The organism is Streptacidiphilus cavernicola (assembly GCF_042510955.1).
GTDB lineage: Bacteria > Actinomycetota > Actinomycetes > Streptomycetales > Streptomycetaceae > Streptacidiphilus > Streptacidiphilus cavernicola.
This window is the reverse complement of record NZ_JBHFAB010000029.1, coordinates 38106-50839: the sequence shown is the minus strand read 5'-3', so window position 1 is coordinate 50839 and position 12734 is coordinate 38106. Positions and strand designations below refer to the sequence as shown.

The following is a 12734-nucleotide window of genomic DNA, read 5'->3' as shown; positions in this document are numbered from 1 at the left end:
CTCCCCCACCGGACGGCTTTCCCGCTGGTCAGCTCGCGGGGTTCGCGGGACTCGCGGTCCTCCCCGGGTTCCGCAGCAGGTGGTCGTAGAGGTTGCGGGTCGCGATCTGCACCCGCTGGTCGACCCGACCCGGCTCACTCAGCGCCAGCGGCCAGTAGAACGTCCCGGCGGCGAAGACCATGGTCCCGTGCTCGGTCCGGTAGAGGCTGGTGTTCTGGGTCCGCATCCCGCGCCCCATCTTGTCGGGGTAGGGCGAGGCTGACAGCAGCACCTGGGACGCACTCGGCGGCAACGGCATGGTGTGGTCCCGGCCATCGGCCTCGATCGCGACCAGGTCGGGCAGCTGCTCCCCGTCCTTCACCCCGGCGCCGGCCCACAGCCAGTGGTCCGCGCTGCTCACGACCAGCGGCACCGGCTTGGCCAGCATGCCGTTGTACTGCACGCCCAGCAGCGCCTGCTCGGCCCGGCTGTGGTCCTTGTCCAGCTGCCGCCAGCGTATGGTCGGGCCGTTGGCGTCCGGGGCGGGATCCACGGCCTCCTTGTAGCAGACGACCGTGCGGTTGGCGGTGCCGGCGGCGGAGGGTTCCAGGCGTATCTGGAAGTAGATGTTGTTGGCCGCCAGATAGGCGAGGTGGGTGCCTCCGGCCACCGCCTGCTCGGCGGCGGCGCGCATCGGCGGCGACCAGTACTCGTCGTGGCCGGAGAAGGACAGGACCCGGTGCAGCGCCGGGTCGACCCGGCCCTCGTGCAGGTCCAGGCTGCTGGCGTAGCCGACGTCGTAGCCCTGCTGCTCCGCCCAGCGGATGTACGCCAACTCCAGCTCGAACCAGGTCGGCAGGCCGCTGCCCATGTAGGGGCGGTCGAAGGACACCTGGTACGCACGCTTCAGGTTGGCGCCCCAGACGCCCCGGGTCTTGTAGCCGTAGTAGAGGGGTGCGGCACCCACGACGACGAGCGTCCCCTGCTGCGCGATCACATGATGTTCGTACGAGCCGCACATGATACCCACACGAAGTAAGGAGGCCGTCAGAGATGGCAGTCGGACCGAGCTGGACCAGGCAGCCGGTCACCTGGTTCAGCCGGTGAAGCCGTTCTCGGCCAGGATGCCGTCGATCTTGGCGCGGTGGGCTTCCTCCCAAGCGTCCAGGGACTCCGCCTCCTCCTTGGCCTGCTTGGCGCGGGCGTCGGCGAGCAGTTGCGCCTGGCGGGCGGCCGGGACGACCACGACGCCCTCCTCGTCGGCCACCACGACGTCGCCGGCGTTCACCGTCACTCCGCCGCAGCGCACCGGGCCGTTGAGCGGCTCGACCACCGCCTTGACGCCGGGAACGGGGATGACGCCCCTGGCGAAGACCGGGAAGCCCATCGCGCGGACCTCGGCGAGGTCGCGGATCACCCCGTCGACCACGAACGCGGCGATCCCACGACGACGGGCCACCGCGCAGACGTTCCCCCCGGCGACCGCGTAGTCCAGGTCGCCCGCCTCGACCACGATCACCGAGCCGGGCTCGGCCCGGTGGATGGCCGCGTGCAGCATCAGGTTGTCCCCCGGAGCGCAGCGCACGGTGAACGCCGGACCGGCGACCCGTCCGGCCGAGGCCCACAGCGGGCGGATGCCGATGTCCATGACCTGCTCCCGCCCCAGCAGGTCGGCGAGGGTGGTCGGCGAGATGCCGCTGAATCCGGTGGAGTCGTCCATGTCAGCCGACGCTACCAGCAGGCCCGGGGCTCCCCCGGGGAGGGCTCAGGAGCGGTACGGCAGGGCCGGGACCTCGAAGCAGTCGGTGTCCATGTCCTGCACCTGGGTGACCCAGCCGCCGTTCGCGCCGCCCTGCCAGCGGGCCACGTCCAGGCAGGCCTTCTGCGGGCCGGTCGGCGCGGGCTTCGGGGTGAAGCCGGTGGGGATCAGCAGCCCGTGTGCGTCATAGGGCTGCGGGCGCTGCATGTAGCGGTCCAGGCAGGCCCGGTCCACCTGCGCGCCGCAGGATCCGGCCGCGTCGGCGAACCACTGCGCGGCTGCCCATCCCTCCAGCTCCCACTGGGACAACTTGCCTTCCCTGGAAGGGAAGTAACGCTTCATCGCAGCCCGGAACGCCGCCACCGCCGGGTACCTCACGTCCTCGTAGGAGCGGCTGCCCGAGGTCACCCAGAGCGCGTCCAGGCAGCCGGGCACGGACTGGTAGTCGGCCCCGGCCTGCGCGTTCCAGTTCTGGACGTTCGTCACCTTCGCCGCCACGGTCACCCCCGCCGCGGCCATCGCCTGGCACAGCGCGACATTGCCCCGGGTGTCCATCGCGTCCAGCAGCAACTGCGTTCCGTGCGCCTTCATCTGGGCGGCGACGGCGCCGAAGTTCGGCAGCGCGAAGTCGACCGTCTGGCTCAGCACCTGGTAGCCCTCGGCCTTGAGACCCTGGACCAACTGGGCGGCGTAGCGGGCCGAGTCGGCCTGGTTGTAGGCGACCACGGCGGCGGAGCGCAGCCCGAGCTTCTGGGTGAAGTAGCGGTAGACCTCGGTGGTGGCGTACTGGACGCCGTTCCAGCCGAGCGACTTCCCGTCCCTCGGCTCGCTGCTGCCGCCGATCTGGTAGAGGTGCGGATAGCGGTCGTAGGCGCTGTCGATCGGCTCCCCGCCGATGTCCGGCACGCCCTGGGCGCTGACGTACGGGGCGCCCGCGTAGTCGAGGGCGCTGGTGGCGACCAGGGCGACCACGTGGTCGCGGTCGATCAACGTGTGCACACAGGCCTGGTTTCCACTGCCGCTTCCGCTGTCGTCGCAGGTCACGACCTTGACCTGGCGTCCGCCGATGCCGCCTTTCGCGTTCAGCGCGCGGAAGAACGCCTGTGCGCCGTAGAGCGGCCCGCTGAACGCCTCGGTCCCGAGGACGCTGGAGACCGAGGTGACGATGCCGACGGTGATCGGCGGCAGCGGGCCGCCGCCCGAGGCACTGCCGGAGGCGGCAGCGGCGGGCGGCGCCGTAAAGTCGCGCTCGGGCAGCCGGCTGCCGCAGGCGGCGTTCAGCAGCACGGCCGCGGTGGCGAGCAGCAGCACCATCATCGCTGCCGCACGCGGGCGCTGACGGTGGATCAGGAGCACTGCGCGGGGATGGTGCCGCCGTTGAGCTTGATCAGGCCGCACAGGGTCGCGTCCGCGACCTGCCAGGACCCGCCCGCCAGAACCGACTTGCCGGCCGAACCGGGCAGCGCCGGCGCCCCGCCGACGCAGAGGTTGTAGGTGACGTCGGCAGCGGTCGCACTGGTGAAGCTGACCGTCAGCACGGTCGCGGTGGCCTTCGCGGCCAGCGGGTTCTTGGCGAACGCCTGGAGCACGGGGACGAAGGTGGCGCCGTTCTCCAGCAGTCCGATCTTGGACGCGGAGGGCGTCGCCGGGTCGAAGAACTTCTGGTAGGCGGCGGCGATCTGGGTGGCCGCACCCGCGGTGTCGCTGGGGCCGGTGCCGCTGACCGTCGGCGCCGCGCCGGTGCCGCAGGCGGCCGGTGCGGCGGCAGCGCTGGTGGGCGCCGCGGCCGTGGTCGCGGGCGGCGGGGTGGTGGCGGCGGGCGCGGAGGACGCCCCGGACGACGAACCGCCGCTGCTGCCACAGGCCGTGGCCAGCAGCAGGACGACCGCACCGACGGCGGCGCGCGGGAGGTGCCTCTGAACGCCTGCGGAACCGTATCCCATGGGAACCCTCACCGTCCGAACAAGTAATCTATCTGACGCACCGTCAGCTGCTTCCAAGCTACCCGTTTCGGCGGATGATGGTTCCGTCGCTGCACGCATCGGCGAAAACGTTTGAGGAACGTGACCGTCCGCAACGGCGGTCCGACAGCCCGACAGGGGGTCCCGGTGCCGGCATCACCCAGACCGACGACGAACACTGCTCGGGCAGCGGCAGCAGCGACGGCAGCGGCAGCGGTGCTGCGCGAGCGGCTGGGCTGGATCTGCTGCGCCACCGGGGTCCTGCTCTGCGCGCTCGGCTGGTACGGGGTGTCCGGCGAGCGCTACGCCGCCCGGCAGATCCCCTACCTCGCCTCGGCGACCGCCCCCGGGACCGCCCTGATCGTCGGCGGCACGCTGCTGCTCGCGGCCCGCCGCCGCAACGCGAGGCCGTCCCCGGAGGTCGACCAGATGCAGCGTCAACTAGCGCTGCTCACCCACTTGCTGACCGAGGCCGCAGAGGCGGAACGGGCCGAACGGGCCGAGCAGGCGGGCGACAACGGCGGGCCCGACGCCACCGACAACCTGCCCTGGCTGCTCGCCGTCCCCGGTGGGCGGACCTACCACCGTTCCGACTGCCTGCTGGTGCTGGGCCGCCAGGACCCGGTGCGGCTGCTGAACGGGGACGCCGCCGTCCGCGGCCTCCGGCCCTGCCCGCTCTGCGAACCGCCGGAGGGGGCATGACCGTTCCGCTCCCGGTCGACCTCGCCGTGGCCGGTCTCGCGGTGGGCAGCGCCGCCGCGCTGTCCGGCATCGGCCTGGTGGTCTGCCACCGTGCGACCGGCGTGCTCAATCTGGCCCAGGGCGCGGTGGCCATGGTCACCGCCTACGCGCTGCGGCAGACCGTGGTGGTCTGGCACTGGCCGCGCGCCCTCGCCGCCGCGGTCTGCCTGCTGGTGTTCGCACCGGGGTTGGGCGTGCTGATGGACGTCCTGGTGTTCCGCCGCCTCCAGCGCAGGGAGGCGGGGACCACCGAGACCCTGGTCGCCGGGCTCGGCGTGTTCGTGCTGCTGATCGGGTCGGCGGCGCTGCTCTGGGGGCTGACCCCGCTCACCGACGCGCCCGCGCTGGTCCCGGCCGACCCGCTGCACCTGCCGGGGCTGTCCGGCGGCCCGCGGATCCCGCTCAGCACCGCGGTCGACCTCGGCATCGTGCTGCTGATCGCCGCCGGTGTCGGCGCGGTGAGCCGCTGGACGCCGTTCGGGACGACCTTGCGCGCGGTCGTCGACAACCGCCGACTGGCCGAACTCTCCGGCCTGGACGCGGACCGGGTCTCCTCGGTCGGCTGGGCCTTCGGCGCGTTCACCGCCGGGCTGACCGGCGTGCTGCTGGCCCCCGGCCTCCGGCTGGACCCGTACGGGCTGCCGCTGCTGGTGATGGAGACCCTCGCCGTCGCGGTCGCGGCGGGGCTGCGCAGCCTGCCGCTCGCGGTGGGCACGGCGCTGCTGCTCGGGGTGGGGCAGAGTGAACTGACGGCTGTTCATCCGGCAGGCTGGGGCGGCCCGTTGCTGCAGTCGGTGAGCGCCGACCTGTTTGTGCTGGCGCTGTTGGCAGTGGTGTTCCTGCCCGGCAGACTCGCCCGCGCGAGCGGCACCGCTGCACCGCCCCCGCCGCCGCCGAGCGGGTCCGCTCCCGGCGCCGGCGCCCATGTCGGCCCCGACGCCGTACGGACGCTGCGCCGCGGCGGCTGCGCGGTGCTGTTGCTCGCCCCGCTGGTGCTGCGCGGCAACGACCTCCGTGCGCTGCTGCCGGGACCCGCGCTGGCACTGGTGCTGCTCTCGCTGGTCGTGGTCACCGGCTACGGCGGCCAGATCTCGTTGGGCCAGGCCGGATACGCGGGGCTGGGCGCGCTGCTCACCGGCACCCTGGTCGGCCACGGCCTGCCCGCGCTGCCCGCGCTGCCCGCGCTGCCCGCGCTGCTGGTCGCCGTCGCCGTGGCCGCACCGTTCGGACTGCTGGTCGGCTGGCCCGCGATCCGGCGGCGCGGGCTCGCCCTGGCGCTGACCACCTTCGCGGTCGGCACAGCAATGAGTCGACTTGTCTTTCAACAGCCTTATCTCACTGTCGGCATCCGGCTCGACCGCAGCGGCCCCTGGGCCGACGACCGGGTCTACTACGCCATCGAACTCGCGCTGCTGGCCGTCGCGTTGCTGCTGGTGCGAGCACTGCACCGGGGCCGGACCGGACGCGCGCTGGGTGCGATGCGCGACCACGAACCAGCCGCCTACGCCTCCGGCGTGGAGGTGCCCCGGCTGAAGCTGCTGGCCTTCACCGCGGGTGCGGCGCTGGCAGCCCTCGGCGGCGGCCTGCTGGGACTCGGCGCCCAGGCCTTCGATCCCGATTCCTTCGACCCCGTCCTCGGCCTGCTCTGGTTCGCCGCGGTGGTCGTCTTCGGCACCGGCAGCGCGGCAGGCGCGGTCTTCGCCGCGATGGCACTGACCGCGCTGGACGCAGCCACCTCAACGGGCGTCTCGGCCGCGGCGATCGGCGTACTCGCCCTGCTGCGGGGCCGAGTCAGCCTCGCACGGGCGGTAACGGCCGCGGATGCGGCGGCAACGGGCGCGACGGCCACGGCGGGCGTTCCGGCGAGAGGCGGGGCGGCCGTCTCCGCCGAGGGCCCCGCCGGAGGCCCGGTGCTGCGGTTGAACGCCCTCGGCCTGCGGCTGGCACGGCAGTTCGGCGGAGGCCACGGATGAGCCCCGGCGACGCGCCCCCCGCCACGGGTCTCAGCGGGCAAGCCCTGGTCCGGCGTTACGGTGGGGTGACCGCGTTGGGCGGGGTCTCCATCGACGTTCCGCCCGGCCGCATCACTGCTCTGACCGGTCCCAACGGCGCGGGCAAGAGCACCCTGTTCCGGTGCCTCAGCGGCGCCGAACGCCCTGACGCCGGGCAGGTCCTGCTCGACGGGCGCGACATCACCCGGCTGCCCGAGTACACCCGCGCCCGGCTCGGACTCGCCCGCACCTTCCAGCAGCTCGCCGTGTTCCCCGGCCTCACCGTCGCCGACAACCTCCGCGTCGGCGCGGAGCAGGCCGGACGCCTCGGCCCCCGCGCAGCGGACTTCAGCGTCGCCCGCACCCTGCGCCAACTCGGCCTCGAAGCACTCGCCGACCGCCCCGCCGCCCTGCTCCCCACCGGGACCCTGCGACTGCTCGAACTCGGCCGCGCGCTCGCCGCCGACCCGACGGTCCTGCTCCTGGACGAGCCCGCGGCAGGGCTGGACGCCGAGGAGACCGAACTGCTGGCCGCGCTGCTCAGCGCGCTGGCCGAGGACGGCCGCGCCGTGCTGCTGGTCGAGCACGACCGCGAGCTGATCGACCGGATCGCCCACCGGGTCCACACCATGTCCGCCGGACGGATCGACGCCGCGGTCGAGGCCACCGCAGCAGAGCGTCCCGCAGACGAGGAGCGTGCCACCGCGGAGGAGCGTGCCGCGGATGGGCGTTGAGATCGCGCTGTCCGGAGCGCGGGTCCGCTACGGCCCGCTGGAAGCCCTGCACGGCATCGACCTGCGCATTCCCGCTGCCCGCCGCACGGTCCTGCTCGGGCGGAACGGCGCAGGCCGCAGCACCGCGCTGCATGCCCTGGCGGGCACCGTCCCGCTGTCCGGCGGACGCGTGCTCTGGAGCGACAACAGCGGTCCAGTCGTCGAGGGAACCGGCAGGCGCGGCGCGGCCGACCGCGACATCACCCGCTACGACGCCTACCAGCGCGCACGGCTCGGGATGACCCTGGTCCCGGCGGAACACGCGGTCTTCCCCAACCTCACCGTCGCCGAGCACCTCTCCCGGCTGACCGTGACCGGGAGGGCGACCGCGCTCGACCTCTTCCCCGAGCTGCGGCGGCTGCGCGAGCGCCGGGCCGGCACGCTCTCCGGCGGCGAACAGCAGATGGTCGCGCTGGCGGTGGCCCTCGCCGGACCCTCCCGGTTGCTGCTGCTGGACGAGCCGGGCCGGGGGCTCGCCGAAGCGGTGCTGACCCGGCTGCACGAGGCGCTGGTCGCAGCGGTGGCGGCGGGACGGACGGTGGTCCTGGCGGAGCAGACGCTCCGTCAGCCGACGGCCGGGGTGCCGTCGCCGGACCTGGTCTATGTGCTGCACCGGGGCGAGGTCGCCCTCGTCGGCGAACCCGGCGAGCCGAGGGTCGCCGCGTGGGCGGCGGCGGCCGGGACGGGTCGCGGGACGGCGGACGGGGTCACCGCAGACGGAGGACCGTCCCCGGCAGCAGGACGTCGGGGTCGGCCCCGACGGCAGCCCGGTTGAGCTGGTAGAGGGCGGGCCAGCCGCCCTTGATGTGAAACCGCAGAGCGAGGGCGGACAACGTGTCCCCGACCCGGACGGTGTAACGCGCGGGCGGCGCGGGGGCCGGGACAGGCGCGGGGGCGGGAGCGGGCACGGGCCGGGGCACAGGCGTCGGCACGGGCTTGGGCACGGGCGTCGGCGTCGGCTTCGGCGTCGGCTTCGGCGTCGGCTTCGGCGTCGGCTTGGGCGCAGGCTTCGGCACCGATGTCGGCGCGGGCTTGGGGACAGGCTTCGGCGTCGGCACCGGCTCAGGCTTGGTAGACGTCGGCGAAGGCTTCGGCGTCGGCTTGGGCGCAGATGTCGGCACAGGCTTCGGCGTGGGCTTGGGCGCAGACGTCGGCGAAGGTTTCGGCACAGGCTTCGGCGTCGGCTTGGGAATCGGCGCCGGTACTGGCTTCGGCTTCGGCTTGGGCGCGGGCTTCGGGGGCGTGAGGAGGCCGAGCTGCCTCGCGCAGGCGGGCCACGCCTCCCACCCCTGCTGAACCAGGATTCGTTCCGCCACCGCGATCTGCTGACTTTTGGTGGCCAGGTCCGGCCGGGTCGCATAGGACCGGCCCCCCGCTCCGTTCCAGGTCGCGAGCGAGATCTGGACACCGCCGTAGTAGCCGTTCCCGGTGTTGATCTTCCAGTTCCCGCTGCTCTCGCACAGGGCGAGCCGGTCCCAGGTGTCGACGGACGTCCGTCCCTCCGCGTCCCATGGCGGCACCGCGCCTGCCAGGGCGACCGTGATCACGACGACGAGCAACCTCATCCGTATAGCCACGGCACAGGACGCTAGATCCGTTAATCACATAAACAGATCAACCGACTTTGTGACACGCCGTCATGTCACACGGACGGCGGCACGGCACCCCGGTCCCACCGGAGTGCCGTGCCGCCACCGAATGCATTCGTTCGTGCGTCAGCCGATCGAGAGAACCTGGCCCGGGAAGATCAGGTCCGGGTCGGAGCCGACCGTGCTGGTGTTCGCCGCGTACAGGCTCTGCCAGGACTCGCCGTTCGCCGCGGCGATGCTGCCCAGAGTGTCACCGGACTGCACCGTGTAGCTGCTGCCGCTGCCACCGGACGACGGCGCGGCGGAGTCGCTGCTGTAGCTGGACCCGCTGCCCGACGAGTCCGAAGAGGAGCTCGAAGAAGAGGAGGAGGACGACGAGGACGAGGACGACGAAGACGACGAGGACGTGTCCACGCTGGCCGCCGCGCCGCCCTGGCTCAGGCCGGCCTGGGGCCCGCACACCGGCCACGCGCTGGGGCCCTGCGCGGCGAGGACCTTCTCGGCCACCGCGATCTGCTGGCCCTGGGTCGCCTGGTCGGCGCTGGACGCGTACTGCGTGCCGCCGTAGGCCGCCCAGGTGGAGGCGTCGAACTGCAGGCCGCCGTAGTAGCCGTTGCCGGTGTTGATGCTCCAGTTGCCGGTGCTCTCGCACTGCGCGACCGCGTCCCAGGTGGAGACGGGCGCGGCGGACGCCGCGGTGGCGCCCAGCAGACCGGCGACGGGGGCGGCGACCACGACGCCGGCCAGGGCCACGGCGCGCAGACGCGTCTTCTTCTGGCCGCCCTCGGTGGCGGCGGTGCGGACGGCGTCGTTCTCGCGGCGGAAGATCATGAACTACCTCTCGACAGCCCCGGCCGCGACGGACGACACGTGGGCAGCGCGCAGCAAAGACGCGCGGCCCACCCTGTCGTCGGCACGGTCCGCCGGGGCGGACGGCGGCACAGGCGTGCCCACCGGAGTCCGCCCCGGCACCCCCACTCGCCGCCGACCTGTCCTGCGGCGGCGGGCACAGCCCCTCGGCGCGAACCGGGGAACCTGCGGAGGAGGGTGAGTTCCGGGTGGTGCTCGTTGCACCGGTGTCCGAACGTAGGCAACTCCCGCCGCGGGTCCAAACAGATGTGAATCGCCGCAGCTCAAAGCCACGTTACCGCTGGTAATGATCTGTCAATCGGGCATCCTGTGACCGAATTCAACCGATTTGGTCAAGATCGACATGGATTTACGTGTTCTGAACCACAACTCCATCCGAGTGAACTGGACCACATTGTCAACGGACCGTCACGACTGACCAGCGCATTGTCAGTCTGCCGGGCCTCGGGCGCCGACCCGACCGCCCCCGACCGTGACCCGGAGCACACCCGATCCGTTTGTCATCACGGCTGGAACACACATGCCAGACCCTGATGACCCAAGGAGTGTCCGTGCCGCGCTTGATCGACGTCAGCGACGAGGTCCGTGCCGAGATCGGCGACGACGAGGCAGACCGTCTGCTGACCGGAGTGACCGCCCCCGACCGGTACGACTGCACCCACTGCCGCGCGCCCGGCGACGTCAACCAGGAGTCGACCGCCACCGTGCTCTTCGTCGGCGAGGAGACAGCGGTGCTCGCCTTCGCGCACGCGCGCTGCATTCCGTCCCAGGTGGTCCCGGTCGCCGAGGAACAACTGCTGGGCGCCGTACGGAGCATCAGCCAGGCCCCGGCCGGGACCCCGGTCCCGCCGCAGGACGCACACCAGGCCCCGCACCAGGCCGCCTACCAGGCCCCGCCGCAGGACCAGCAGTACCAGCAGGCGCACCAGACTCACCAGGCGCAGCAGGAGCAGGCCCCGCCGCAGGCCCCGCGCCCGGCCTCCCCGAGCCCGCAGGACGCCGCCGTCCTCGGCGTGACCTGCGGGCTGGTGCTCAGCCAGAGCGGACCCTTCGCGGGCGTCCCGCGCGCCGCGCTGGTGGTGGAGCCGACCGGTCCGGTCGGCCGTCCCGGCGACCCGGCCGGGACGGACAGCTTCGCTGCCATGCTGCTGGAGAACGGTTTCGGCCAGGTCCTCGACGTCGAGCAGTCGCCGGTCCAACTCCCGGGCTGGTCGGTACTGATGGCGATGGGCCAGCTGCACGCGATCCTGCAGCCGGCCCAGGGCGGCGGCACCACCGCCTGGTGGCAGGCGCACCAGCCGCTGCAGGTCACCGAGGCCTGGCGCTCCGCCGCCGCCCGACAGGGCGAGGTGGTGATGTACGCGGCGCCCGCCGGCAGCGTCGGCCGCCAGCCGCGCGAGGACCTGCTGCGCAGCGCGATGGACGGTGCGGCCAGGAACGGTCTGCTGGTCGGCGCGGTGATGCCGCTCGCGGGGACCTGAGAGAACTCATCGCGCTCTCACCCGCAGCCCGCATCCCGCCGGGCGTCCGGTCGTTGGCCATGGCGTGCAGACCTATAACTCCTTCCCCCCGCCCCGCTGGGCCGACGACCGCCTCCCCCCGATGCAGAGCGTCCCGCTGCCCTCACCCCGCTCGTACGAGCCGGAGCCGCCCTCGGCGACTCCCGTCTACGACGCGCTGTACGCGGAGTTCCGGCGGCTGTTCCGTGCCCTCCCCGGGGACCGCAGCGGCGAGGAGGATCTGTACTTCACCGGCTTCGGCCGGCGCTACCCGACCGCCCCGGCCTCGGCGGCGCCCATGGCCCCGGTGACTCCGGCCGCCCCGACCGTCCAGACCGCCGGCGGGTACGCCGCCGCGTCCGGCGGCATGGGTCGGCACCGCGGCTACCTGGCCCTGCCGCCCGGCCGCGGCTGAGTCGGCGGCCTGCCGCACCGCGGCCGGGATGCCCTGTCGCGACACCGGGTCGGGATGTTGGAATGGCGGGAGTAGCGGGGGCCGATCAGTCCCCGCGCCCGAAGACCGAACCATTCCGCAGAGGACGCACCTGTGCCGCTGACCGACCTCAGTTACGACGAACTCATGCTGTACCGGCCCGAGTTCACCGCCCCGGCCGACTTCGACGAGTTCTGGCGGCAGACCCTGGCCGAGGCCCGCGGCCACACCGCGCCGCCGGTGGCGGTCCCGGTGGCCGACTCGCTGCTCAGCACCGTCGAGGTCTTCGACGTCCGCTTCCCCGGCTGGAACGGGGAGCCGGTCGCGGCCTGGCTGCTGCTGCCCCGGGGGGCCGAGGGCTCGCTGCCGACGATCGTGAAGTACATCGGCTACAGCGGCGGACGCGGCCTGCCCACCGACCACCTGGTGCCGCCCAGCGCCGGGTACGCGCACCTGGTGGTGGACACCCGCGGCCAGGGCCACGCCACCCCGGACCACGGCGTGGGCGGCGGCACCCAGTGGGTCGAGGGGTTCATGACCCGCGGCATCGAGGACCCCCGGCACCACTACTACCGGCGGCTGATCACCGACTGCGTCCGCGCGGTGGACGCGGCCCGGCAGCTGCCGCGGGTCGATCCGGACCGGATCGTGGTGGCCGGGGCCAGCCAGGGCGGCGGTCTGTCCCTGGCCGTCGCCGGACTCGCCCCCGAGCTGGTCGCGGCGACCCTGCCGGACGTGCCGTTCCTGTGCGACTACCGGCGCGGCGCGGAGATCGCCGGGATGGGCCCGTACGTCGAGGTCGCCGAGTACCTGTGCCGGCACAGCCGCAACGAGGTCGAGCGGACCTTCGCCACCCTCGGCTACTTCGACGGGGTGCACTTCGCCCGCAGGGCGACCGCGCCCGCACTGTTCAGCGTGGGCCTGATGGACCCCATCTGCCCACCGTCAACGGTGTTCGCCGCGTACAACCGCTACGCGGGCGAGGACCGGGAGATCACCGTCTGGCGCTTCGCCGACCACGGCGGCGGCTACGGCGACGCGGTGCCGGTCCAGCTCCAGTGGCTCCGTGACCACGGCCTCAGCCCCGCCCAGCCCTGAACGGCCGGACGGGGCCCCACCGCGGTGGGGCCCCTTCCGCT

General features: G+C 73.2%; 13 protein-coding genes and 1 pseudogene. 8 read left to right on the top strand and 6 right to left on the bottom strand.

The genetic code is table 11. From position 1 onward, the window contains the following. Nucleotides 1–28: 28 nt before the first annotated feature. The 4 genes from ACEZDE_RS29340 to ACEZDE_RS29325 all read right to left on the bottom strand — a co-directional run bounded on the left by ACEZDE_RS29340 (nucleotide 29) and on the right by ACEZDE_RS29325 (nucleotide 3681). On the bottom strand, nucleotides 29–946 hold the full coding sequence (locus tag ACEZDE_RS29340) for a N,N-dimethylformamidase beta subunit family domain-containing protein (protein ID WP_380542477.1): 918 nt from the start codon (nucleotides 944–946) through the stop codon (nucleotides 29–31). A 129-nt stretch (nucleotides 947–1075) separates the two neighbouring features. After that, nucleotides 1076–1699 carry an RraA family protein gene (locus ACEZDE_RS29335; RefSeq protein ID WP_380542475.1) on the bottom strand — a complete coding sequence of 208 codons (624 nt, stop codon included), beginning with the start codon at nucleotides 1697–1699 and terminating at the stop codon, nucleotides 1076–1078. A gap of 45 nt (nucleotides 1700–1744) precedes the next feature. Further along, on the bottom strand, nucleotides 1745–3055 hold the full coding sequence (locus ACEZDE_RS29330) for an ABC transporter substrate-binding protein (protein WP_380542637.1): 1311 nt from the start codon (nucleotides 3053–3055) through the stop codon (nucleotides 1745–1747). A gap of 29 nt (nucleotides 3056–3084) precedes the next feature. Then, nucleotides 3085–3681, bottom strand: a complete 597-nt coding sequence (locus ACEZDE_RS29325) for a hypothetical protein (protein WP_380542472.1) — start codon at nucleotides 3679–3681, stop codon at nucleotides 3085–3087. Between the two features lie 165 nt (nucleotides 3682–3846). Here ACEZDE_RS29325 and ACEZDE_RS29320 point away from each other — a divergent pair, with 165 nt between their 5' ends. The 5 genes from ACEZDE_RS29320 (at nucleotide 3847) to ACEZDE_RS29295 (ending at nucleotide 8500) form a co-directional block, all read left to right on the top strand. Next, on the top strand, nucleotides 3847–4401 hold the full coding sequence (locus ACEZDE_RS29320) for a hypothetical protein (RefSeq protein ID WP_380542469.1): 555 nt from the start codon (nucleotides 3847–3849) through the stop codon (nucleotides 4399–4401). Continuing rightward, nucleotides 4398–6413: an ABC transporter permease subunit gene (locus ACEZDE_RS29315; RefSeq protein ID WP_380542466.1), complete on the top strand. Its 2016-nt coding sequence runs from the start codon at nucleotides 4398–4400 to the stop codon at nucleotides 6411–6413. Before ACEZDE_RS29320 ends, ACEZDE_RS29315 begins: the two co-directional genes overlap by 4 nt. Next, a complete protein-coding gene (locus ACEZDE_RS29310; protein WP_380542464.1) occupies nucleotides 6410–7165 on the top strand; it encodes an ATP-binding cassette domain-containing protein in 756 nt (251 codons plus the stop codon). The genes ACEZDE_RS29315 and ACEZDE_RS29310 overlap by 4 nt, the downstream gene beginning before the upstream one ends. Further along, entirely contained in the window at nucleotides 7155–7979 is an 825-nt protein-coding gene (locus tag ACEZDE_RS29305) for an ATP-binding cassette domain-containing protein (protein ID WP_380542461.1), read from the top strand. The genes ACEZDE_RS29310 and ACEZDE_RS29305 overlap by 11 nt, the downstream gene beginning before the upstream one ends. A 161-nt stretch (nucleotides 7980–8140) precedes the next feature. Then, nucleotides 8141–8500, top strand: coding sequence for a hypothetical protein (locus tag ACEZDE_RS29295; protein ID WP_380542651.1), 360 nt, complete (start codon nucleotides 8141–8143; stop codon nucleotides 8498–8500). A 29-nt stretch (nucleotides 8501–8529) separates the two neighbouring features. Here the strand turns inward: ACEZDE_RS29295 and ACEZDE_RS29290 are convergent. After that, nucleotides 8530–8769 (bottom strand): annotated as a pseudogene (locus tag ACEZDE_RS29290) (transglycosylase family protein); the annotation flags it as partial. Nucleotides 8770–8919: 150 nt separating this feature from the next. Beyond that, nucleotides 8920–9624 (bottom strand): LysM peptidoglycan-binding domain-containing protein, encoded by a 705-nt coding sequence (locus ACEZDE_RS29285; protein ID WP_380542458.1) that lies wholly within the window; start codon nucleotides 9622–9624, stop codon nucleotides 8920–8922. A gap of 590 nt (nucleotides 9625–10214) precedes the next feature. On the opposite strand from ACEZDE_RS29285, the gene ACEZDE_RS29280 reads away from it, so the two are divergent. The 3 genes from ACEZDE_RS29280 to ACEZDE_RS29270 all read left to right on the top strand — a co-directional run bounded on the left by ACEZDE_RS29280 (nucleotide 10215) and on the right by ACEZDE_RS29270 (nucleotide 12693). Next, the gene (locus tag ACEZDE_RS29280) at nucleotides 10215–11144 is read left to right on the top strand and encodes a hypothetical protein (RefSeq protein WP_380542455.1); all 930 of its coding nucleotides are present in this window, start codon (nucleotides 10215–10217) and stop codon (nucleotides 11142–11144) included. Between the two features lie 121 nt (nucleotides 11145–11265). Next, complete coding sequence (locus ACEZDE_RS29275) at nucleotides 11266–11577, top strand: hypothetical protein (protein ID WP_380542452.1); 312 nt, start codon at nucleotides 11266–11268, stop codon at nucleotides 11575–11577. A 132-nt stretch (nucleotides 11578–11709) separates the two neighbouring features. Continuing rightward, nucleotides 11710–12693 carry an acetylxylan esterase gene (locus ACEZDE_RS29270; protein WP_380542449.1) on the top strand — a complete coding sequence of 328 codons (984 nt, stop codon included), beginning with the start codon at nucleotides 11710–11712 and terminating at the stop codon, nucleotides 12691–12693. Nucleotides 12694–12734: the final 41 nt, after the last annotated feature.

Coding starts and splice junctions, on each gene's coding strand:
- ACEZDE_RS29335 (WP_380542475.1), bottom strand. CDS start 1,699: ATGGACGACTCCACCGGATTCAGCGGCATCTCGCCGACCACCCTCGCC.
- ACEZDE_RS29330 (WP_380542637.1), bottom strand. CDS start 3,055: ATGATGGTGCTGCTGCTCGCCACCGCGGCCGTGCTGCTGAACGCCGCC.
- ACEZDE_RS29325 (WP_380542472.1), bottom strand. CDS start 3,681: ATGGGATACGGTTCCGCAGGCGTTCAGAGGCACCTCCCGCGCGCCGCC.
- ACEZDE_RS29315 (WP_380542466.1), top strand. CDS start 4,398: ATGACCGTTCCGCTCCCGGTCGACCTCGCCGTGGCCGGTCTCGCGGTG.
- ACEZDE_RS29310 (WP_380542464.1), top strand. CDS start 6,410: ATGAGCCCCGGCGACGCGCCCCCCGCCACGGGTCTCAGCGGGCAAGCC.
- ACEZDE_RS29305 (WP_380542461.1), top strand. CDS start 7,155: ATGGGCGTTGAGATCGCGCTGTCCGGAGCGCGGGTCCGCTACGGCCCG.
- ACEZDE_RS29285 (WP_380542458.1), bottom strand. CDS start 9,624: ATGATCTTCCGCCGCGAGAACGACGCCGTCCGCACCGCCGCCACCGAG.
- ACEZDE_RS29275 (WP_380542452.1), top strand. CDS start 11,266: ATGCAGAGCGTCCCGCTGCCCTCACCCCGCTCGTACGAGCCGGAGCCG.